The 21,044-nt window shown below is 60.5% G+C and carries 18 protein-coding genes, 1 pseudogene and 1 riboswitch; of the genes and pseudogenes, 7 read left to right on the top strand and 12 right to left on the bottom strand.

The genetic code is table 11. The annotated features are described in order from the left end of the window. Positions 1 to 762 (bottom strand): mannose-1-phosphate guanylyltransferase (locus ACR0NT_RS11350; protein ID WP_480443084.1); only part of this gene is annotated, 762 nt, incomplete at its 3' end. 312 nt (positions 763 to 1,074) lie between these two features. Here ACR0NT_RS11350 and speB point away from each other — a divergent pair. Next, complete coding sequence (gene speB, locus ACR0NT_RS11345) at positions 1,075 to 2,040, top strand: agmatinase (RefSeq protein WP_170449086.1); 966 nt, start codon at positions 1,075 to 1,077, stop codon at positions 2,038 to 2,040. A 3-nt stretch (positions 2,041 to 2,043) separates the two neighbouring features. Here the strand turns inward: speB and ACR0NT_RS11340 are convergent, their stop codons facing one another. From ACR0NT_RS11340 to ACR0NT_RS11325, 4 genes are all read right to left on the bottom strand, one after another. Next, positions 2,044 to 2,736, bottom strand: a complete 693-nt coding sequence (locus ACR0NT_RS11340) for an ATP-binding cassette domain-containing protein (RefSeq protein ID WP_170449087.1) — start codon at positions 2,734 to 2,736, stop codon at positions 2,044 to 2,046. Beyond that, a complete protein-coding gene (locus ACR0NT_RS11335) occupies positions 2,723 to 4,270 on the bottom strand; it encodes a thiamine/thiamine pyrophosphate ABC transporter permease ThiP (RefSeq protein ID WP_170675154.1) in 1,548 nt (515 codons plus the stop codon). Before ACR0NT_RS11335 ends, ACR0NT_RS11340 begins: the two co-directional genes overlap by 14 nt. Then, the gene (thiB, locus tag ACR0NT_RS11330; protein ID WP_170675156.1) at positions 4,246 to 5,226 is read right to left on the bottom strand and encodes a thiamine ABC transporter substrate binding subunit; all 981 of its coding nucleotides are present in this window, start codon (positions 5,224 to 5,226) and stop codon (positions 4,246 to 4,248) included. Before thiB ends, ACR0NT_RS11335 begins: the two co-directional genes overlap by 25 nt. 32 nt (positions 5,227 to 5,258) lie before the next feature. Beyond that, positions 5,259 to 5,364, bottom strand: a riboswitch (TPP riboswitch). Between the two features lie 168 nt (positions 5,365 to 5,532). Further along, positions 5,533 to 8,319, bottom strand: a complete 2,787-nt coding sequence (locus tag ACR0NT_RS11325; protein WP_170675158.1) for a bifunctional aconitate hydratase 2/2-methylisocitrate dehydratase — start codon at positions 8,317 to 8,319, stop codon at positions 5,533 to 5,535. 279 nt (positions 8,320 to 8,598) lie between these two features. Here ACR0NT_RS11325 and ACR0NT_RS11320 point away from each other — a divergent pair. The 6 genes and pseudogenes from ACR0NT_RS11320 (at position 8,599) to ACR0NT_RS11295 (ending at position 13,010) form a co-directional block, all read left to right on the top strand. Further along, positions 8,599 to 9,281, top strand: a pseudogene (locus tag ACR0NT_RS11320) (IS6 family transposase). Positions 9,282 to 9,435: 154 nt separating this feature from the next. Beyond that, on the top strand, positions 9,436 to 9,690 hold the full coding sequence (locus ACR0NT_RS11315; protein ID WP_480443081.1) for a hypothetical protein: 255 nt from the start codon (positions 9,436 to 9,438) through the stop codon (positions 9,688 to 9,690). Positions 9,691 to 9,703: 13 nt separating this feature from the next. Beyond that, positions 9,704 to 11,206: an aldehyde dehydrogenase (NADP(+)) gene (locus tag ACR0NT_RS11310; RefSeq protein ID WP_170446470.1), complete on the top strand. Its 1,503-nt coding sequence runs from the start codon at positions 9,704 to 9,706 to the stop codon at positions 11,204 to 11,206. 8 nt (positions 11,207 to 11,214) lie between these two features. Beyond that, positions 11,215 to 11,358 carry an SDR family oxidoreductase gene (locus tag ACR0NT_RS11305; RefSeq protein ID WP_170446472.1) on the top strand — a complete coding sequence of 48 codons (144 nt, stop codon included), beginning with the start codon at positions 11,215 to 11,217 and terminating at the stop codon, positions 11,356 to 11,358. An 18-nt stretch (positions 11,359 to 11,376) separates the two neighbouring features. After that, positions 11,377 to 12,078, top strand: coding sequence for a fumarylacetoacetate hydrolase family protein (locus ACR0NT_RS11300; protein WP_170446474.1), 702 nt, complete (start codon positions 11,377 to 11,379; stop codon positions 12,076 to 12,078). Between the two features lie 257 nt (positions 12,079 to 12,335). Continuing rightward, the gene (locus tag ACR0NT_RS11295) at positions 12,336 to 13,010 is read left to right on the top strand and encodes a GntR family transcriptional regulator (RefSeq protein WP_170446476.1); all 675 of its coding nucleotides are present in this window, start codon (positions 12,336 to 12,338) and stop codon (positions 13,008 to 13,010) included. 6 nt (positions 13,011 to 13,016) lie between these two features. On the opposite strand, the gene ACR0NT_RS11290 is transcribed toward ACR0NT_RS11295, so the two are convergent. The 7 genes from ACR0NT_RS11290 to ACR0NT_RS11260 form a co-directional block, all read right to left on the bottom strand. Continuing rightward, positions 13,017 to 13,973 (bottom strand): dipeptide ABC transporter ATP-binding protein, encoded by a 957-nt coding sequence (locus ACR0NT_RS11290; protein ID WP_170446478.1) that lies wholly within the window; start codon positions 13,971 to 13,973, stop codon positions 13,017 to 13,019. Next, positions 13,970 to 14,947 carry an ABC transporter ATP-binding protein gene (locus tag ACR0NT_RS11285; RefSeq protein ID WP_170446480.1) on the bottom strand — a complete coding sequence of 326 codons (978 nt, stop codon included), beginning with the start codon at positions 14,945 to 14,947 and terminating at the stop codon, positions 13,970 to 13,972. The genes ACR0NT_RS11290 and ACR0NT_RS11285 overlap by 4 nt, the downstream gene beginning before the upstream one ends. A gap of 4 nt (positions 14,948 to 14,951) precedes the next feature. Then, positions 14,952 to 15,854, bottom strand: a complete 903-nt coding sequence (locus ACR0NT_RS11280) for an ABC transporter permease subunit (RefSeq protein ID WP_170446482.1) — start codon at positions 15,852 to 15,854, stop codon at positions 14,952 to 14,954. Then, a complete protein-coding gene (locus ACR0NT_RS11275; RefSeq protein ID WP_170446484.1) occupies positions 15,854 to 16,861 on the bottom strand; it encodes an ABC transporter permease subunit in 1,008 nt (335 codons plus the stop codon). Before ACR0NT_RS11275 ends, ACR0NT_RS11280 begins: the two co-directional genes overlap by 1 nt. Continuing rightward, positions 16,861 to 17,955: a M24 family metallopeptidase gene (locus tag ACR0NT_RS11270; RefSeq protein ID WP_170673757.1), complete on the bottom strand. Its 1,095-nt coding sequence runs from the start codon at positions 17,953 to 17,955 to the stop codon at positions 16,861 to 16,863. The genes ACR0NT_RS11275 and ACR0NT_RS11270 overlap by 1 nt, the downstream gene beginning before the upstream one ends. Positions 17,956 to 18,020: 65 nt before the next feature. Further along, on the bottom strand, positions 18,021 to 19,604 hold the full coding sequence (locus ACR0NT_RS11265; protein WP_170673760.1) for an ABC transporter substrate-binding protein: 1,584 nt from the start codon (positions 19,602 to 19,604) through the stop codon (positions 18,021 to 18,023). 326 nt (positions 19,605 to 19,930) lie between these two features. Beyond that, the gene (locus ACR0NT_RS11260) at positions 19,931 to 20,851 is read right to left on the bottom strand and encodes a LysR substrate-binding domain-containing protein (RefSeq protein WP_170446489.1); all 921 of its coding nucleotides are present in this window, start codon (positions 20,849 to 20,851) and stop codon (positions 19,931 to 19,933) included. Positions 20,852 to 21,044 lie beyond the last annotated feature (193 nt).

The following is a 21,044-nucleotide window of genomic DNA, read 5'->3' as shown; positions in this document are numbered from 1 at the left end:
GATCGAGATATCCTCGGCCTGCCCCCACGGGTCCGGGTTCAGGCGCAGAAAGCCCAGATCCGGCGTCGCGGTGTCAACCGCCGCTTCGACCGGTGCCATCAATGCGGGCGCATGGGCGCGGAAGGCGGCGATCATGTCCGCCGCGCGGAACAGGAAAATGCCCGCGTTCCACTTGAAGGTGCCGGCCGCCAGCATCTCGGTGGCGCGGGCCATGTTGGGCTTTTCGACAAACTGTTTCAGCGGCACCGGTGAGCCGTCATTGGCCGACGCCGAGGCAAGTTCCAGATAGCCATAGGCGGTTTCCGGATGGGTCGGGGTGATGCCGAAGGTCACCAGCTGACCCTGCGCCACGGCCTCCATCCCGCGGGCAACGGCGGCCTGGAACGCGGCCACATCGGGAACCACGTGGTCGGACGGGGCAACCAGCAGCACCGCATCGGCGTTTTCGGCATGGGCGCGCAGCGCCGCAGCCAGCACCGCCGGCGCGGTGTTGCGCCCCTCGGGCTCGATCAGAATGGCACCGGGGTCGATCCCGATGGCCTGCAGCTGCTCGGCCACGATGAAGCGGAAATCCGAGTTGGTCAGCACCACCGGCGCCGCAAAGCTCAGACTGTCCGTCGCCCCGGAAAGCCGCCGCGCAGAGGCCTGAAACAGGGTTTCCTCGCCAACCAGCGGCACGAATTGCTTGGGATAGCTTTTACGCGATAAGGGCCACAGGCGCGTTCCGGAACCACCGCAAAGAAGAACAGGTGTGATCAACATAAAATGCTCAATATCTGATTTGCTCCAACCGGTCCTAGTCAATGACCTTTAATGTGACAAGTGCCTGGACAACACCGCGAAGTTTTTTCGCTGACATGCGGTATGCTTGCGCATATTGCGCCTAAGACACATGCAAACGCCAAGCCTTAGATGTGGCGTTCATTACCGCCGCTTTTCACCATTGTTGGTCGGTGGTGGCTTGCGGTGCACCGCACTTTTCTTATCATCCTGCGAACTGCCTCCGGACAGTTGGCGGCATCATCTGAATTCACGCAGTTCCTGTAACGGTAACGCAAAAAGAACGGAGAGATCATGTCGGGTCATGGCTATGAATCGGGTCGTCTGAACCTGCCCTTTGTCGGCATCGCGACCTTTGGCAAAAAGCCCTATGTCGGGGACTGGGACAATATTGATGCCGATGTCGCCATACTTGGCGCACCGTTCGATTTCGGATGTCAGTTCCGCTCGGGCGCCCGGTTCGGGCCGCGTGCGGTGCGCGAGGCCTCGACCCTGTTCAGCTTTGGCCATGCTGGCGCCTATGACCACGAGGACGACGCCACCTATCTGGGCGCCGACGTGCGGATTGTCGATCTGGGCGACGCCGATATCATCCACACCAAGACCGAGGAAAGCCACGCCAATATCGAATATGGCGTGAAGAAAATACTGGATGCCGGTGCGCTGCCGGTGACCATCGGCGGCGATCACTCGGTCAACATTCCCTGTATCCGCGCCTTTGCCGAGGATTGCGACAAGAACGGCCCCATTCATGTGGTTCAGATCGACGCGCACCTGGATTTTGTCGACGAACGCCACGGCGTCACCGAAGGCCACGGCAACCCGATGCGGCGGGCGATCGAAAAGGACTACGTCTCGGGGATGACACAGCTGGGCATCCGCAACGTGTCCTCGACCGCCAGAGAAGGCTATGAAGACGCCCGCGCCCGTGGCTCGGACATCCTGTCGGTCCGGCAGGTGCGCAAACTGGGTACGGACGGTGTTCTGGAGCGCATCCCCGAGGGCGCGCGCTATTATGTCACCATTGATATCGACGCGTTCTGCCCCTCGATCGCGCCGGGCACCGGAACGCCCAGCCATGGCGGGTTCCTGTATTATGACGTGCTGGAAATCCTTCAGGGGCTGAGCAAGCGCGGCGATGTGGTCGGTATCGACCTGGTCGAGGTCGCCCCGGCCTATGATCAGACGGAAAGCACACAGATTCTGGCGGCTCAGGTCCTGCTGAACTTCCTCGGCTTCATCTTCCACAACCGAAAATAGGTGCTAGCCCAGATAGGCCCGCAAACTGGGTGGCGGATTGTCGAACAGCTGCGCGGTCGCTGCGGGTGGATGCGCGCGCCCGTCGGCCACCAGCACGGTCTGCTCGGCAATGCGGCGGGCATCCTGCGGGTCATGGCTGACCATCAGCAGGGTTGTTCCGGTCTCGGCCAGCAACCCTGCAACAAGATCCAGCATCTCCGCTTTCAGCGCCGGTCCCAGCGCCGCAAAGGGTTCGTCCAGCAACAGCATGTCGCGCCGTTGCACCAGAACCCGGGCCAGCGCGACCCGACTTTGCTGGCCACCGGACAGCTCGGCCGGTTTGCGCCCCTCAAGACCGGGCAGCGCCACGCGGGCCAGCGCGGATTGGACCTGCGATTGTTCCTCTGCCGACAGACGCCCGTTCGGGCGCAGGCCCAGGGCAACGTTCTGTTCCACCGTCAGATGCGGGAACAGGTTGCCATCCTGAAACAGCATCGCCAGCGGGCGTTTTCCCGGGGCAAGTTTGGAAATCCGCTGCCCCTGCCACAGGATTTGCCCCTGTTTGAGGCCGCGAAACCCGGCGATTGCCTCAAGCAACGTCGACTTGCCCGCGCCGGAGGGGCCGACAATGGCAACGCTGGTCCCGGCCTCGACTGTAAAATCGGCCTCCAGGGCGAAACCGCCATTTTCAATGACGCAACGATCAAGTTTCAGCATGTAATCGCCCTCCGCGATCCAAAAGCCAGAATGCCCCCATCGACAGCACCAAAAGCAGCAGCGCCGCCCCGGCCGCCGCCTGCATCTGATAGGCCCCCATCAACCGGTAAATCTGCAGCGGCAAGGTTGCGATCTGCGGATCGGCGAACAACGCAATGACACCGAGATCCCCCATGGACAGCGCAGCGGCAAGACCGGCGGAAAAGCGGATTTGCGGGCGCATGCGGGGCAGCAGAATCCTCGTGAAAAAGGTCGTTTTGTCCATGTCCAGCGACAGTGCCAGCCGCCCATGCCGGGTGACCACGTCCCGCGCGGCGGGCACCAGAATACGCAGGCCGAACGGCAGCGCCATAACCGCATTTACCAGCGCCGTGACCGGCAACGCCAGTGCCGCCGGGTTGGCCATCGGGCGGATCAGGATGAACAGGCCGGTGCCGATCACCAAGGGCGAGGCTGCCAGCCCCAGAATACCGCTGAGTTCGACAATACCGTACCGTCCGGTCGCAACGGCCATGGCCATGGGCAAGGCCAGCATCAATAGAACGGCCGCGCTGGCCGCCGCCACCAGAACCGAGGTCAGCGCCGCGCGGAACACCAGTGAAGGCATCTCGAACAGCCCCGAAAGCCCCGAAATCACCACCGCCGCCAAAGGCAGCAGCAGAAACGCCGCCGCCGCCAGAATCCAAAACGCATCAAGTATTGGCGCACCGCCATCCCAGCGGCGGATGGCTCTGTCCAGCCCGGCTCCAAACCCGTCTCCGCGCGAAAACTTCAGGGCCGCCAGCGCAGCCGCCGCGGTCAGCGCCAGTTGCAACGCCGACAGCAACGCTGCCCGGCCAAGGTCGAAATCATAGGTAAAGGCCTGATAGATGGCGAGTTCGATCGTTGTTGCCCGCGGTCCCCCGCCCAAGGTGAGGGCAACGGCAAAACTGGTCAGACAGATGGCAAAGATCACCGCCAGCACGCCGGGCAGGATGCGCCTCAGCATCGGCAGCTCGATCAGGCGGAACATCGCCATTCCGTCACAGCCCAACTGCGCGGCCAGACGAAAACGTTCGGCGGGGATTTCCTGCCACGCCTGCAGGATCAGCCGCGTGGCCAACGGCAGGTTGAAGAACACATGCGCCAGAACAACGCCGTGCAACCCGTAAATCCGCATCGGCGGCAGGCCGAAAACTCCCAAAAAATCCGAAATCCAGCCCGCGCGGCCAAAGACCTGCAACAGACCGAGGATCGCCACGATGACCGGCAGAATGAACGGCGCGCCCAACAGCGCGATCAGCACCCGCCGCCCCGGAAACCGGCGCCGGGCCAGCGCCCGCGCCACCGGCACTGCCAGCGCCGCGCTGAACAGGGCCGACAATACCGCCTGAACAAGTGTGAACCGCAGCGCAGCCCAATCCGCCGGGCCGAAGCCCCCCGCCGCGTCGGCTCGCAGGGCAACAGCGGCAAGGGTCCCCAGAATCAGCGCGGCCACCAAAGCCGCCGCGCCAACGCCCGGCCAGGGGCTTACTGGCTGAGCGCGCTCAGCCATTCCGCAAGCGCCTGATCCCGCACAGCGGCGGCCTCATCCGGAGAATACAGCAGGGATTTTTCCGGCTGAATCAGCGTGTCGAACCCGTCGGGCAGCCCCGCTGCCGGAGTCACCGCCGGATACATCCAGTTGGTGGTCGGAATGATCTGTTGGAACGCGTCCGAAACCATGAATCTCAGGAACTGATCCGCCAGTTCCGGCTGGTCGGTCCCGGCCAGCTTTGCCGCGACCTCGACCTGCATATAATGACCTTCGTCAAAAGCAGCCGCCGCTTTGCTGGCGTCTTCCTCGGCGATCAGGTGATAGGCAGGCGATGTGGTGTAGCTGAGAACCATGTCGGCCTCACCTTCCAGAAACAGGCCATACGCCTCGGACCAGCCCTTGGTCACGGTGACGATATTGTCGGCCAGACCTGCCCAGATATCCGCCGCCTCATCACCATAAGCTGCCTGCACCCACAAAAGCAGCCCCAGACCGGGGGTCGAGGCGCGCGGGTCCTGAATGATGATCTTGGTGTCACCCTCGGCCAGTTCACGGAAATTCGCGGGCGCCGCAGCATCGGCGTTATGGACAAAGGCGAAATAGCCCCAGTCATAGGGCGCGAACACCTCATCCGTCCACTCGATCGGCAGCGTGTATTCCGCGCTGACCGAGCTGGGCGCAAACAGGCCGGTTTCCTTGGCCGCATTGATCAGGTTGGTATCCAGCCCCAGCACAACGTCAGCGTCCGAGTTCTCACCCTCAAGCCGGATACGCGATAACAGCGCCGCGCCGTCCTCGACGCCGACAAGGTTCAGCTCGCAGTCACAGACAGCCTCAAACGCCTCTTTCACTTGTGGGCCGGGGCCCCAGTCCGAGACAAAGCTGTCATAGGTATACACGGTCAGCTGAGGTTTATCGGCCGCAATGGCCGTGGTTGCGCTCAGGAGTCCCGCAGCAATCATCAGATGTTTCATGTCATCCTCCATTGCGGCGAGAGGGCAAGGATGGATGAAACCGTCACCTTTCCCTCCGCCGGTTCTAGCCGGTTCAGGTTCAACGGGTTCGCCAAAGGCATCTCAGCGTAGCCACGCCACGCACCCCGAGGTGAGGCTCTGACTAGGCGGGAACCGATCAAAAGACAACCCGCCTGTTGGTCGGGTTTCACCTATTTCACCCGTCCGGTTCGTGTTTTGACATCACCGTGGTCAAGCGGGCGGGATCATGAAATCCGCTGTCGGGAAACGTTCAGGCCGGTTCGTGATGAACCGGCCTGACTGGTCTTAGAAATGCGCCGATTTGGTGTTTTCCGGCACCACGGGCGGGGCGAACTTGGTCAGGTCGATGCCTTCGACCGCCGCCTTGTACTCTTCGATCTTCGGCGTTCGGCCCAGGATGGCCGACAGCACGACAACCGGGGTCGAGGCCAGCAGGCTTTCGCCTTTCTTGTCCGGTGCATCTGCCACGACGCGGCCCTGGAACAGGCGGGTCGAGGTGGCCAGAACCGTGTCACCCTTGGCGGCTTTCTCCTGGTTACCCATGCAGAGGTTACAGCCGGGACGCTCGAGATAGAGAATATTCTCATACTCGGTGCGCGCCTGCGTTTTCGGGAACAGGTCGTCGAACTCGAAGCCCGAGTATTTCTCAAGCACTTCCCAGTCGCCCTCCGCCTTCAACTCGTCGATGATGTTGTAGGTCGGGGCCGCTACAACCAGCGGCGCCTTGAATTCGACCTTGCCGGTTTCCTTTTCCAGGTTCTTCAGCATCTGCGCGACGATCTTGATATCCCCCTTGTGCACCATGCACGAGCCGACAAAGCCCAGATCCACCTGCTTTTCTGCATTGTAGTAAGAGATCGGGCGGATCGTGTCGTGGGTGTAGCGCTTGGAAACATCGGCGTTGTTAACGTCCGGGTCGGCGATCATCGGCTCGACGATCTGATCCAGATCGACGACAACCTCGGCGAAGTACTTCGCGTTGTCATCTGGGCGCAGAGCCGGATTTTCACCCGACTTGATCTCGGCGATGCGAGCGTCCGCGATGTTGATCAGCTTTTGCAGCATGCCGTTTTCATGCTCCATACCCTTGTCGATCATGATCTGGATGCGCGACTTGGCCAGTTCCAGCGAACCGATCAGGGTGTCGTCATTGGAAATACAGACCGAAGCCTTAGCCTTCATCTCGGCGGTCCAGTCGGTGAAGGTAAAGGCCTGATCCGCCAGCAGCGTGCCTATATGCACTTCGATCACGCGGCCCTGGAACACGTTGTCGCCATGCTGTTCCAGCATCTGCGCCTGGGTGGCGTGCACCACATCGCGGAAGTCCATGTGCTCGGCCATGTTGCCCTTGAAGGTCACCTTGACCGATTCCGGGATCGGCATAGAGGCTTCGCCGGTGGCCAGCGCCAGTGCCACGGTGCCCGAGTCAGCCCCGAAGGCCACGCCTTTGGACATGCGGGTGTGGCTGTCGCCGCCGATGATGACCGACCAGTCATCCACGGTGATATCGTTCAGCACCTTGTGGATCACGTCGGTCATCGCGTGATAGACGCCTTTCGGGTCACGACCGGTGACAAGGCCGAAATCGTTCATGAACTTCATCAGGCGCGGCGTGTTGGCCTGTGCCTTGGTATCCCAGACCGATGCGGTGTGGCAGCCCGACTGATAGGCGCCATCAACGCTGGGCGCCACGACCGTTGCCGCCATCGCCTCAAGTTCCTGCATGGTCATCAGGCCGGTGGTGTCCTGCGAGCCGACGATGTTGACCTTCACACGCACATCCGACCCGGCGTGCAAGGTCTTGCCCGGCGTGGTGCCGACCGCGTTCTTGTTAAAGATCTTCTCGACCGCAGTCAGGCCCTGGCCTTCGTGGCTGATTTCCTTCGACGGGGCAAAGACCAAGGGCGCTTCGACGCCCAGCGTCTCGGCCGCAAATGTCTGCAGCTTCTTGCCGAAAACAACCGCGTAAGACCCGCCCGCCTTCATGAACTCCACTTTCTGCGGCGTGAAGGACGCGGACACATCGGCCAGCTCTTCGCCATCTTCGCTCAGCAGCTTGTGGTCTTTGGTGTTGATCTTCAGAACCGTGCCGGTTGCGACCGAATAGGCCTCTTCCAGGATCGGGTTGCCGTCATTGTTCAGGATCGCGTTGCCGTCTTCGTCGACCTTCTTGACCCAGTTCTTCAGGTCGATGCCGATACCACCGGTCACGCCAACGGTGGTCTGGAAGATCGGAGAGATACCATTGGTGCCCGCCACGACCGGCGCGATGTTGACGAAAGGCACGTAAGGGCTGGCCTGCTTGCCGGTCCACAGCGCCACGTTGTTGATCCCTGACATGCGCGACGACCCCACACCCATGGTGCCTTTTTCCGAGATCATCATCACGCGGGCATCAGGATGCGCTTTACGCAATGCGCGAATCTCGGCCTGGGCTTCCGGAGTGCTGAAACACTGGCCGTGCAACTCTCGGTCGGAACGCGAATGCGCCTCGGCGCCCGGCGACATCAGGTCTGTCGAAATATCACCTTCACCGGCGATATAGGTCACGACTTTTACTTCTTCGTCCAGATCAGGAAGCTTAGTGAAGAACTCGGCCTTGGCATAGCTTTCCAGAATGTCCTTCGCCACCGCATTGCCGGCCTCGAACGCGGCCTTCAACCGGTCGGTGTCGGCGTCATACAGGAAAACCTGCGACTTCAGCACGTCGGCAGCCTGACCCGCAATCGCGGCGTCATCGCCCAGGGCCAGGTCCAGCAGAACCTCGACCGAGGGGCCGCCTTTCATGTGCGACAGCAGTTCGAACGCGAAGGGAACCGAGATTTCCTCGACAGCGGCCTCGCCCAAAATGATCTCTTTCAGGAACTTGGCCTTTTCACCTGCGGCGCTGGTTGTGCCCGGCAGCGTGTTGTAGATGAAAAAGTTCAGCGACTCCGCCCGGTGTGCGTTGCCGGTATCCTTGATCTGGCCGACAATCTCTTTGACAAGTGCGCCATCATCGATGGGCTTGGGGTGCAACCCCTGTTCCTTGCGGGTTTCGATTTCGCTGAGGTAGTCTGTATAAAGGCTCATGGCTGATCCGGCTGTTTGCAATTGGTGACGCTATGTGCCGGATTCGCGGTGTTCTGACCAACCCGGCAATCATTTGTATGCGGCGGTATACCATTCTGCGGAGAATATCAAGGGACCATCTGCGCCCCATGAACCCATCCCGCAGCTGCGGTTTATCGGAACCAGTACTCCCAGCCATCCAGAGAGTACCCGGTCAGGGCTCTGTCACAAACGTCGCCCCTGCCTGTCAGGTCGCGAGCATTTCTGGTAGCCCACACTAGAGCATGACAGGAGTAGGCCGTGACGATTTCATTTAAGGGCGCGCATTTTCCAAAGGATGTGATCCTGTTCGCGGTTTTCTTTTACCTTCGTTGCGGCGTTTCATACAGGGACCTGAGGTAAACCCTGGCGGAACGAGGCGTTGAACTGGATCACGCGACGCTGAATTCTTAGGTGAGCAGATACGCCGGTCTCGTAGCTGATGCTTCGCGGTACAAAAAGCGTCCTGCCGACCGTTCATGGCGCATGGATGCGACCCATGTGAAAGTGAAGGGTGAGTGGGTTTATCTCTATCGCGCCATCAACAAACACGGCAAAACCCTGGACTTCATGCTATCCAAGCGCCGGAACAAAGCGGCCGCGACCAAGTTCTTCGCTCGTGCGCTTGAGGCGAACGGTTTGCCACGGAAGATTGTCATCGACAAAAGCAGGCCAACACCGCTGGCATCAAAGCGATAAACAAGATGCCGACTGGTTTTGGCTGCCCTGTACCAATCGAGATGGTGAGGCGGAAGTTTCGCAACAACATCATTGAACACGATCACCGGTTTATCAAACGTCGGATCCGGCCCATGTTGGGATTCAAGTCGTTTGATTCAGCGGCATCCGCTCTGGCTGGAATTGAACTGGCCAACATGATCGGGAAAGGTTGGTCCACGCCCGGACTCTTGCCGTATCAGCAGTTCGCCCACCTGGCAGGATAATCGACCCGCCTGCACCATCTACCCACCCTTCAAAGGAATTTGCGACAGAACCCGGCGAACCGACCCGCTTGTTTCAGGTGGGTCGGTTTCCATTTGGCTCGTTCTGCCGCACACAGCCCCGTCGGAGCATATCCGCCGCGACCCGGTCGATCTGGTGGCCCAGACCATCGGGCGGCATTACCAATATTCCAACGGACTGATGCTGTTTCTTGGAACCCTCTTTGCACCGACCCAGGATCGCGATACTCCGGGGGGTGGGTTCACCCATAAACTGGGTGATATCGTCACGATTTCAAACGACAAGCTGGGCGCGCTGACCAACACGGTGCGCCTGTCGACCGAATATCAGGAAAGGAAGTTCGGGGCGTCCCACCTGATGCGAAACCTCGCCCGGCGCGGGCTGATTTAAGGAAGATTTGAACATGTTGACCGGAAAACACCTGATCGCTGGCGAATGGGTCGGGACCGAGGCCACTTTCGCGTCGGACCCTGCACACGGGCCAAGCCATGATTTCTCTGTGGGGACGCCTGCGCATGCGGACGCCGCCGTTCAGGCCGCAGAGGAGGCCTTTGCCACTTTCGGCTGGTCCACGCGGGTTGAACGGGCCGCGCTGCTGCGGAAGATCGCGGATGAAATTGACGCGCGCGGTGATGCTATTACCGAAATCGGGTGCCAGGAAACCGGCCTGCCCGAGGCGCGGCTGCAGGGTGAGCGGGGCAGGACTGTTGGCCAATTGCGCCTGTTTGCCGATCATATCGAAGCCGGTGAATATCTGGACCAACGCCACGATCCCGCCCTGCCGGACCGCGCGCCCCTGCCCCGCCCCGACCTACGTATGATCCAGCGCCCGATAGGCCCGGTTGCGGTGTTTGGGGCGTCGAACTTCCCGCTGGCGTTCTCGGTCGCCGGTGGAGATACGGCGGCGGCTCTGGCTGCGGGCTGTCCCGTGGTTGTCAAAGGCCACCCGGCGCATCCCGGCACCGGTGAGATCGTCGCGCAGGCGATTGATGCCGCAATCAAGGCAACCGGCACCCCCGCTGGTACGTTCTCGTTGATCCAAAGCGACGGGATTGGGGTCGGAACGGCCCTGGCCCAGCATCCTCTGATCAGGGCCGTCGGTTTCACCGGGTCGTTGCGCGCCGGTCGCGCGCTGTTTGACATCTGCACCCAACGCCCCGAACCCATCCCGTTTTTTGGGGAGCTGGGCTCGGTCAACCCGATGTTCGTTCTGCCCAAAGCCGCTGCGGCGCGGGGCGCCGAAATCGGCACCGGTTGGGCCGGTTCATTGACCATGGGCGCGGGCCAGTTCTGCACCAATCCCGGCATCGCCATTGTGGTTGATGGACCGGACGCGGATGCCCTGCAGGCGGCAGCGCAGTCCGCATTGGCCGGGACGGGCGAACAAACGATGCTGACCAACGGTATCGCGGACGCGTACCGCAAGGGCGTGGCGCAATTCGCTGAAGGCGTCGGAGTCACCCAGATCGTCAGCCAAGACAGCGCACCCCGCAGCGCCGCCCCGAACCTGTTTGTCGTTTCCGGCGACAATTGGCTGGCCGATGACAGCCTGCATGAAGAGGTCTTTGGCCCCACCGGCATCATCGTGCGAACCCGTGATGTCGATCAGATGACTGACATCGCCCGCGCAGTCGAAGGGCAACTGACCTGCACCCTGCATATGGACGCCGAGGATGCGGACACCGCGCGCAAACTGGTGCCCGTGCTGGAACGCAAGGCCGGGCGGCTGCTGGCCAACGGCTTCCCTACCGGTGTCGAGGTCTGTGACAGCATGGTGCATGGCGGCCCCTACCCAGCCTCGACCAATTTCGGCGCAACCTCGGTCGGCACCCTGTCGATCCGGCGTTTTTTGAGGCCGGTCTGTTACCAGAACCTGCCGACTGATCTTCTGCCGGAACATGTGTGAGAGACGCGATGACGGATTTCATCGCGCGCCAGCCGATGGGTCGAAGTCGAACCGCCGAGGAAATGGCAGAACCAGCGCTGTATCTTGCAAGCGACGCAAGCAACGACACCGCAGGACAGCCCTTTGCCATCGAGGGCGGCTGGACCACCTGAATTGAAAAGGAACAGTAAATGAAGCTTTTACGCTATGGCCAGGTTGTCGAGGGCGACCCGCGTATCGGTGCCTGTGTCGGTCACGTCGGCAAGTTCATCTGCATCGGTCTGAACTATGCCGATCACGCTGCCGAAAGCGGCATGGAGCTGCCCGCCGAACCGGTGATCTTTTTCAAAGCCACCTCTGCTATCGTTGGCGCGAACGACACTGTCGAAATCCCGCGCGGCTCGGCCAAGACCGATTGGGAGGTCGAGTTGGGGGTCGTGATCGGCAAAAAGGCAAAATACGTGTCCGAGGCCGAGGCGCTGGACCATGTGGCTGGGTATTGCGTCGTCAACGACCTGTCAGAGCGTGACTTTCAGCTGCACCGCTCGGGTCAGTGGGTCAAAGGCAAATCAGCGGACACGTTCGGCCCGATCGGGCCTTGGCTGGTGACGCGGGATGAAATCGCCGACCCGCAGAACCTGCCGATGTATCTTGAGGTGAACGGCCACCGTTATCAGGACGGGTCGACGAACACGATGCATTTTGGTGTGGCCACCGTTATCTCGCACCTGTCGCAATTCATGTCATTGCAACCGGGTGATGTGATCTCGACCGGAACACCTCCGGGCGTGGGAATGGGGCAGAACCCGCAGACCTATCTGAAGCCTGGCGGCAAGATGGAGCCGGGCATAAAAGGGTTGGGTGTGCAGCGTCAGAACGTTGTGCAGGGATGACCCGCCGGACTGAAACAGAGACCCCGGTCAGATGACCGGGGTTTTCGTTTTTCTGCAAACAAGCGATCATCCCGGCCATTTCGGCCAACGCCTGAAACCGGTTTGGACAAAGGATGTGAAACAGGGATGAAGTTTCGTCCACCATGCCACCAGATGCGGTGTTTCACCTGATTGCAATCGTGGCGTGCAAGGGACTTGGAAATCCATCACTCATTTTGTATTTTGGATACAAGTTGCCTGCACCCGAGACTGACCGAATGCCCAGAACCCGCGCGATCCCCCGACAAAGCCTGCCCGAAGTCATCACCAACGACCTGCGCGAGCGGATTCTGAGTGGTGAAATGGCCGAAGGCGAGACCATCCGCCAGGAAGCGCTGGCCGAGGACTATGACGTTTCTCGCATGCCGATCCGCGAGGCGCTGAAGCGGCTGGATGCCGAAGGTCTTGTGCAATTGACCAACAATCGCGGGGCATCGGTCATCAAGCATTCCTTGTCGGAAATCGGTGAGATTTTCGATCTGCGCGTTTTGCTGGAAGTGGACCTGTTCAAACGCGCTATCCCGCAGATGAGCGCGGCCGATTTCATCGAATGCGACCGGATTCTGGATGACATGGAAAAGTCCTACGACGCTTATGATGTCGGCAGATGGGGCAGCCTCAACAACGAATACCATATGGCGCTTTATGCGGCTGCCGGGCGCGGTCTGAGCAATGAAATCCTACAGCGGGTCAATGTGCAATCCGACCGGTATGTCCGGATGCATCTCAGCGTCATGGAACAGCGCGAACCGGCCAAGAAAGACCACCGCGAGCTGTTGTCACTGGCCCGCGACGGTCGGGTCGAGGATGCCTGCGCCCTGCTGACCCGGCATATTCAGCGCACCAAGGACCAGTTGCTGGACATGGTCATTGCCACGCGCGGAGGCGAATAAGCCCGGTCAATCCAGAGGATGCAGACAGGCCACCTGATGGGTTTCACCGCTCAGTTCGGGTGGGGCGGCACGGCATTCTTCGGTCGCCAGCCAACAGCGTTGCGCAAAGGCGCAGCCCTGGGGAATGTTCATCGGTGAAGGCAACTCACCTTCCAGCTTGATCCGCTCTTTCCGCGCTTCGGGATCGGCCCGGGGCGTGGTCGAGAGCAGCGCCTTGGAATAAGGGTGCTGAGGGGCCGCGAAAAGCTGCTCTTTTGGGGCCTTTTCGACGGCCCGGCCCAGATACATGACGATCACGTCGTCGGCGAAGTGTTTCACCACCGACAGGTCATGTGAGATGAACAGATAGGCCAGGTTCAGACGCTCCTGCAACTCGACCAGCAGGTTCAGAATCTGCGACTGGATCGAGACATCCAGCGCCGAGACGGGCTCGTCCAGCACCAGAACCTTGGGATTCAGCATCAGTGCACGCGCGATGGCGATTCGCTGGCGTTGCCCGCCCGAGAACATATGCGGATAGCGGTCGTAATGTTCGGGGCGCAGACCGACGAGTTCGATCATCTCGCGTGCCCGCGCCTCGCGGTCGGCGGCGGACATGTCGGGGCGGTTGATGATCAGCGGTTCCTGCAGGATCTGTCCGATCCGCTGACGCGGATTGAGCGAGCCGTAAGGGTCCTGAAACACGATCTGCACCGTTTCACGCATCTGTGCCCATTTCGATGGCGTGATATCGACGCCATCGATGGTCAGATGGCCCGAGGTTGGCTCCTCGATCATCGTCACCACCCGCGCCAGGGTTGATTTTCCGCAACCGGATTCTCCGACAATGGCCAGCGTCTTGCCCGGTTTCAGGTCGAAATCCACGCCGGACAGGGCCTTGACCGTCGCCGGTTTCGACAGCAGCCCGCCCTTGACGATGTAGTGTCGGGCCAATGCGTTGGCCTGAACGATGGGTGCGGTCATGCCATTTCTCCGGCGGTTATCTTTTCAACATGGTGGCATCGGGCCTTGCCGAAATCGGCGCTGTGCGGGGTTGGTGGCAAGGACCGGCAGAGATCGTCCGCGTACTGGCATCTGGGGCTGAAGAGGCAGCCTTTGGGCCGGTCGAACTGCCCCGGCACGACGCCGGGAATGGTCGGCAGCATCTTGGATGTCGCCCTCTCCGGCAATGCGCTCAGAAGCGCCGAGGTGTAAGGATGGCGCGGCGTGCGGAACAGGTCCTTGACGGGCTGTTCCTCGACTTTTTGGCCGGCATACTGAACCTGTACCCGCTCGGCCGTCTCAGCAACCACACCCATGTCATGGGTGATCAGCACCAGCCCCATGCCCTGCTCATCGCGCAGCCGGACCAGCAAATCCAGAATCTGCGCCTGAATAGTCACGTCCAGCGCCGTTGTCGGCTCATCCGCGATCAGCAGCTTGGGATTGCAGGCGATGGCCATGGCGATCATCACCCGCTGGTTCATCCCGCCCGACATCTGGTGCGGAAAAGTGTTCAGACGGCTTTCCGGAGCGGGAATACCGACCTGATCGAACAGCTCAATCGCGCGCTGGTGTCGGTCTTTGCGGTTCAAACCCAGATGGATACGCAGCGCTTCCTTGATCTGGAAGCCGACCGTGAAACAGGGGTTCAGCGACGACATCGGCTCCTGAAAGATCATGGCGATGTCTTTGCCGATGATATTGCGCCGGTCGCGGGCCGAGATTTTGGTGAGGTCGATGCCCTCGAAGCTCAGCTGATCGGCAGTGATCGTAGCGGTCCAGGGCAGCAGGCCCATCAGCGCCAGCATCGACACGGATTTGCCCGAGCCGCTTTCGCCGACGATGGCCATCAGCTCGCCTTTGTCGACGGACAGGTCCACCCCGTCCACGGCGCGGAACTTGCCCGAAGCGGTGGCGAATTCGACGGTGAGGTTTCGGATATCCAACAGGCTCATGTCGTTAGCTCCGCTTCAGTTTCGGGTCCAGCGCGTCGCGCAGACCGTCGCCCATCAGGTTGATGGCCAGCACCGTGACCAGAATGGCAAGGCCGGGGAAGGTCACCACCCACCAGGCGCGCAGAATGAACTCACGCGCTTCGGCCAGCATGGTGCCCCATTCCGGCGTGGGCGGCTGTGCGCCCATGCCCAGAAAGCCAAGGGCGGCGGCGTCCAGAATGGCGGTCGAGAACGACAGCGCCGCCTGCACGATGATCGGCGCCAGACAGTTTGGCAGCACGGTTTTGAACATCAGCCGGGCCTTGCCTGCCCCGGCCACGCGGGCCGAGGTGACGTAGTCTTTCTGCCGCTCCGACAGCACCGAGGCGCGGGTCAGGCGCACATAATGCGGCTGGAACACGATGGCGATGGCGATCATCGCGTTGGTCAGCGACGGGCCAAGGATGGCCACCAGCACCAGCGCCAGCAGCAGCGAGGGGAAGGACAGGATGATATCCATCACCCGCATGATCAGCGTATCGACCCATTTCGGAGCGAAGCCGGACAGCAGGCCAATGATCACGCCGCCCGTCACGGCCACACAGACCACGACGATGCCGACAAAGAAGGAATAGCGCGATCCCATGATCAGCCGTGACAGCATATCCCGGCCCAGTGGGTCGGTGCCCAGCGGGAAAGCCCAGCTGCCGCCTTCCTGCCACGCCGGTGGTTGCAGAATGTGGTTGCGGAATTGCTCGGTCGGGTCATAGGGCGCCAGCAGCGGCGCGAAAGCAGCGCAGAAGACAAAGGCCGTGAACACCCATAACCCGAATACCGCACCGCGGTTTTCACTGAAATAGTACCAAAACTCGCGCAGGGCGCTGGGGCGGTCTTCGGTTTTAGGTGCGTTTGCAGACAGTTCAGCCATCACCGCCTCCGGATTTTGGGGTTGATGATGCCGTAAAGGACATCGACCAGCAGGTTCACCAGCATCACGATCACGGCGATCATCAGCAGACCGCCCTGAACCACGGGATAGTCGCGGCGGAAAATACTGTCGACCATCCACTTGCCGATGCCGGGCCAGCTAAAGATCGTTTCGGTCAGGATTGCGCCCGCCAGCAGAGTGCCGACAGACAGACCGATCACGGTAATCACCGGGATCAGAGCGTTGCGCAGTGCGTGCAAACCGTTGATCCGTGATGGTGAAAGGCCTTTGGCGCGGGCGGTCCGGATATAGTCCTCGCCCAGCACCTCCAACATGGCCGAGCGTGTCTGGCGCGCGATCACCGCCAGCGGGATGGTCCCCAGAACGATGGTTGGCAAGATCAGGTGACGGACGGCAGACCCGAACGCTCCGGCCTGCCCCGACAGCAGACTGTCGATCAGCATGAACCCGGTGACACTGGGGAAATAGTACAGCAGGTCGATCCGGCCCGAGACCGGCGTCCAGCCCAGATTGCCCGAGAACACGATGATCAGCAGCAGCGCCCACCAGAAAATCGGCATCGAATACCCGACCAGCGCCGAGGACATCAGCGCCCGGTCAAAGAACTTGCCGCGGTTGACCGCTGCGATCACACCGGCAGGCAATCCAAGCGCCACGGCAAAGATCATCGCACAGATCGACAGCTCCAGCGTTGCAGGAAACAGGGCAAAGAATTCGTCCCAGACTGGTTTCTTGGTGACAAAGCTTTCGCCCAGATCGCCGTGCATGACGCCGACGAGGTAATCCCAGTATTGCTGCAGGACCGGTTTGTTGAAGCCCAGCTTCTCGACCATTTCCTGGTAGCGTTCTTCGGTCATGCCGCGTTCACCGGCCATGACGATGATGGGATCGCCCGGCAGGACCCGGATGAACATGAAGGAAATCAGCGTTACGCCCAGAAATGTCGGAACGAACATGCCAAGGCGTGTGAGTAAGTAGCCAAACATCAGCGACCTATGATTGTGAGATCTTTGGGAAAGCTGGTCAGAGACTGGCAGCCATCCTGCGTTACAAGCACTACATCTTCTATGCGAACGCCGAAATTGTCCAGTTCATAAAGCCCCGGTTCATTGGTCCAGACCATGCCGGGCAGGATTTTCTGGTTATTTCCGCGCATTATGTACGGTGCTTCGTGCACGTCGCGGCCCAGCCCGTGGCCGGTTTTGGTGCGGATGCGGTCTGCATAGGGCGAGGCCTCGAGCACGCCGATCACCGCGTCATCGATATCGTGGGCGGTGACGCCGGGGCGACAAGCCGCGAATCCGGCGAGGTTGGCGCGCAGTACGGTGTCGTAGACGTCCCTTCCCTCGTCCGAGGCTTCGGCAACAAAGAAGGTTCGGGTAATGTCGGCGGCGAACCCGTGTTTGCGGGCACCAAAATCAAAGAGCAGCGCGTCGCCCGGCTTGATCCGGTAATCCGCGCGTGCCTTGCCATGGGGCCGCGCCGAGTTGTCCCCTGCCGCGACGATCGGCGCAAAGGCCAGCGAGGCCGCGCCTTCAGCAAACAGGGCCTGAATGAGGGCTTGCTCGATCTGAACTTCGGTCTGACCCACGCGTACATCGGCGATCACACGCTCCAAGGCGCGTTCCGAGATATCTACCGCGGCTTGCATCGCCGCGATATCAGCGTCGGTTTTACAGATCCGCAGGCCGGAAATCTCACGCTCGGCATCGACAATGCGCAAGTCCGGCAGCGCGTTGGTAAATGCCTTGGACACGAAGACCCGCATCACCTGCCCTTCGACGGCCAGCGATGTCAGCGGCATGTGATCGGCCAGCGCGGCAAATGCATCGTCATAGCCGGTTTGATCGAACCAGTCGAAGACAGCGCCTTCGAACCCGACCAGTTCCCATGAACCAAGCTCAAGATTGGGGACTACCGCAGCTGGCGCCCCTTCGGCCGGGATCACGACCACAAAGGGCCGTTCGTGGCTCATGAAGGGTTTTTCCAAAGCGCGGGTGAAATTCGGACCGGGCACAAGCGCCACGGCATCCACTGACATGTCCTTTGCCAGTTGGCGGTATTCGGACAAATCCGGCATTGACGCCGACCTCCAAAATAGAAAACCGGAGCCGCCAATGGCGGCTCCGGCCAGTGAGTGGTGATTTACTCGACGCTTACATCATAGAAGATGTGGCCGCCCAGCGGGTGCACCTTGTAGCCCTGCACTTCATTGCGCATCGGCATGAATACAACCGAGTGAGCGATGGTCGCCCAGGGCGCCTGCTCTTTGAAGATCACCTGAGCGTCTTCGTACAGTTTGGTGCGCTCTGCGGGATCGGTGGTCTGCTTGGCCTGCAGGATCAGGTCATCGAACGGCTGGTGGCACCATTGTGCGCGGTTCGAAGCTTCGCGGCCATCACAGCCCAGCAGCACCGCCAGGAAGTTGTCTGGGTCGCCATTGTCACCGGTCCAGCCCAGCAGAACAGCACCGTCACGGTTCAGCTCTTTCGAGCGCGACAGGTACTCGCCCCATTCATAGGACACGATTTCGACGTCCACACCAACCTTGGCGAAGTCCGCCTGGATCAGTTCGGCCATACGGCGCGCGTTCGGGTTGTACGGACGCTGAACCGGCATTGCCCAGATTTTCATCGACAGATCGGAAACACCTTCGGCCTCCAGCATTGCCTTGGCCGCTTCGGGATCATAGGCGTCGTCGGTGATGGCGTCGTTATAGCCCCACATGGTTGGCGGGATCGGGTTCTTTGCAACCTGGCCCGAGCCCTGGAACACCACGTCGATGATGGCATTCTTGTCGATCGCCATGTTCAGCGCCTTGCGGACGTTCGGATTGTCGAACGGCTCCATGGTGGTGTTGTAGGCCAGATAGCCGACGTTCAGGCCCTCTTGCTCCATCATGTTGATGTCCGCGTCATCCTTCATCGCCTGAATATCGGCGGGGTTCGGATAAGGCATGATGTGGCATTCGCCAGCCTTCAGCTTTTGATAGCGCACCGAAGCATCCGGAGTGATCGCAAAGATCAGGTTCTCAACCGCTGCCGGGTCTTTCCAGTAGTCGGCATTCTGCGCATAGCGGATCACCGCGTCCTTCTGGTAGGCCACGAACGAGAACGGGCCGGTGCCGATCGGCGCGGTGTTCAGCTTTTCAGGCGTGCCTGCCGCCATCATCGCATCCGCGTATTCGGCGGACAGGATCGAGGCAAAATCCATCGCCATGTTGGCGACAAAAGGCGCCTCGGGCTTGGTCAGGGTGAATTTCACGGTGTAGTCGTCGACCTTCTCGATGGACTCGACCAGTTCCGGCATGCCCATGCCCTTGAAGTACTCCCATGTGCCGCCCGAAATCTGGTTGTACGGGTGACCATCGTCCTTCTGGCGCATGAACGAGAAGATCACGTCATCAGCGTTGAAGTCGCGCGTCGGGGTGAATTCGTCGTTCGAATGGAACTTGACGCCCTGACGCAGCTTGAAGGTGTATTCCAGACCGTCATCGCTGGCTTCGACGCTTTCGGCCAGACCGGGGATCACGTTGGTGGTGCCGGTTTCGAACTCGAGCAGGCGGTTGTAGATCGGGTGCGAAGAGGCATCAAAGGTCGTGCCGGCGGTGAACAGCGCCGGGTCGAACCCTTCAGGCGAGCCTTCCGAGCAATAGACCAGCGTGTTCGCCTGTGCTGCGGCAGCCGACAGGGCGATCGCAGCAGTTGCGGCCATTAATTTCAGTTTCATGTGGGTCTCCCAGAAATGATTTTATTCAGACATTCGCGTTGCTCTTTGTGGCCAGAGCATTCTTGTACGACTCTGTTCGCCGCGAAATCTCTGGCCAATGTATCCAAAATACAAAATCCATTGTCAACCGGCTTGCGCGCGTAGTTGCGAGCCGTCGGCAAACAGGCTGGATACTCTGATAAGTTCGGCCTTTTGGAACATATGGGCAAGAAGAATTTCAAGTCGACGAACTGCACAAACCTGTCTAAAAACGAGTGTTTTAGATGCAGGTTTTGGGCTGTCAGTTGTGTCCCCACCGGGGCAAGGTCACGACTTTCGGTGGGATATCACCCGGAAAAGGTTGGTGTGACACCTACGGGCGGTTTTTCATTGATAAAGGCACCGATGCGGTCCAGCAGCGGCCGGCGCGGACAGCCGCGGCGCGTTACCGCCCCCAGATCGCGCATGTTGCCGGGCGCATCGAAGGGCACAAAGCACAGCGGCCACCTGTCACGCCTGAACTGTTCAGCCGCCAGCGCCGAGACAATGGTGCAATCGTCCGAGTGGCAGATATGGCGGCAGATCGTCTCGAACCGCAGGGCGCTCAGGTCGAACCGTTTGCTGACCCGGCGCGAGGGGTCCGATTTGGGCAGGCGGTCTTCCAGCTCATAGCCAAAGCTGTGCGGTAACCGGATAAAATCATGGGCGGGCACGTCCTCGGGCGCGATGGACGGCAGATGGCACAGCGGGTGCCCCTCGCGGACGGCCAGAAACAGGGGCTCGGTCCAGATCGAAGTAAAATCAAGCGTCGCCGCGGTGTTGGCCTTGGCCACCAGGGCCACGTCCAGAGCGTGATCTTCGACCATTTGCAACATGTTCTGCGGCAGGTCTTCAACCATCGTTACACGCATGTTGGGGAACAGCGTGCTGAACAACTCCGAGAAATACTGCGTCAGATATGGGGCCAGTGTCGGGGTCATACCCACGTGGAACGGGACGGCCTCGGGGTCGCGGAACTGGGTCGCGGTGTCCCGGATGTTCTGGGCGTCTTTCAGGATGCGCTCGGCAATTGCGATCACGCGATCACCGCAGGCGGTCGGGCGTACCTCGTTGTTGAGGCGCAGAAACAGGTCGGTCCCCAAATCCTGCTCGAGCTTTTTGACCTGATTGGACAAGGCGGGCTGCGAGACATTGCAGGCCACGGCGGCCTGGCTGAACTGGCCATGTTTGGCGATGGCGAGGACATATTCCAAATCTCTGAAATTCATGGCCGTAAACCGGTGCTGCTTTTTCGACCCCGCGGGGATGGTCTTAACATACGCCGACCTGGACACAGCAGAAGGAAATCCGGATCACAATCACTGACAAAACCGTCAAAACGCGCCACTGAATAGCTCTGCGTGTTTGCCGGAGGTCACGTAACCTGTTGAAAACACGCATTGCGCTGAAACCAGCTATCAC

Source organism: Ruegeria sp. AB10 (assembly GCF_056542745.1).
Note: the sequence above shows the minus strand (reverse complement) of the source record. Positions and strands in the feature narration are given on the sequence as shown.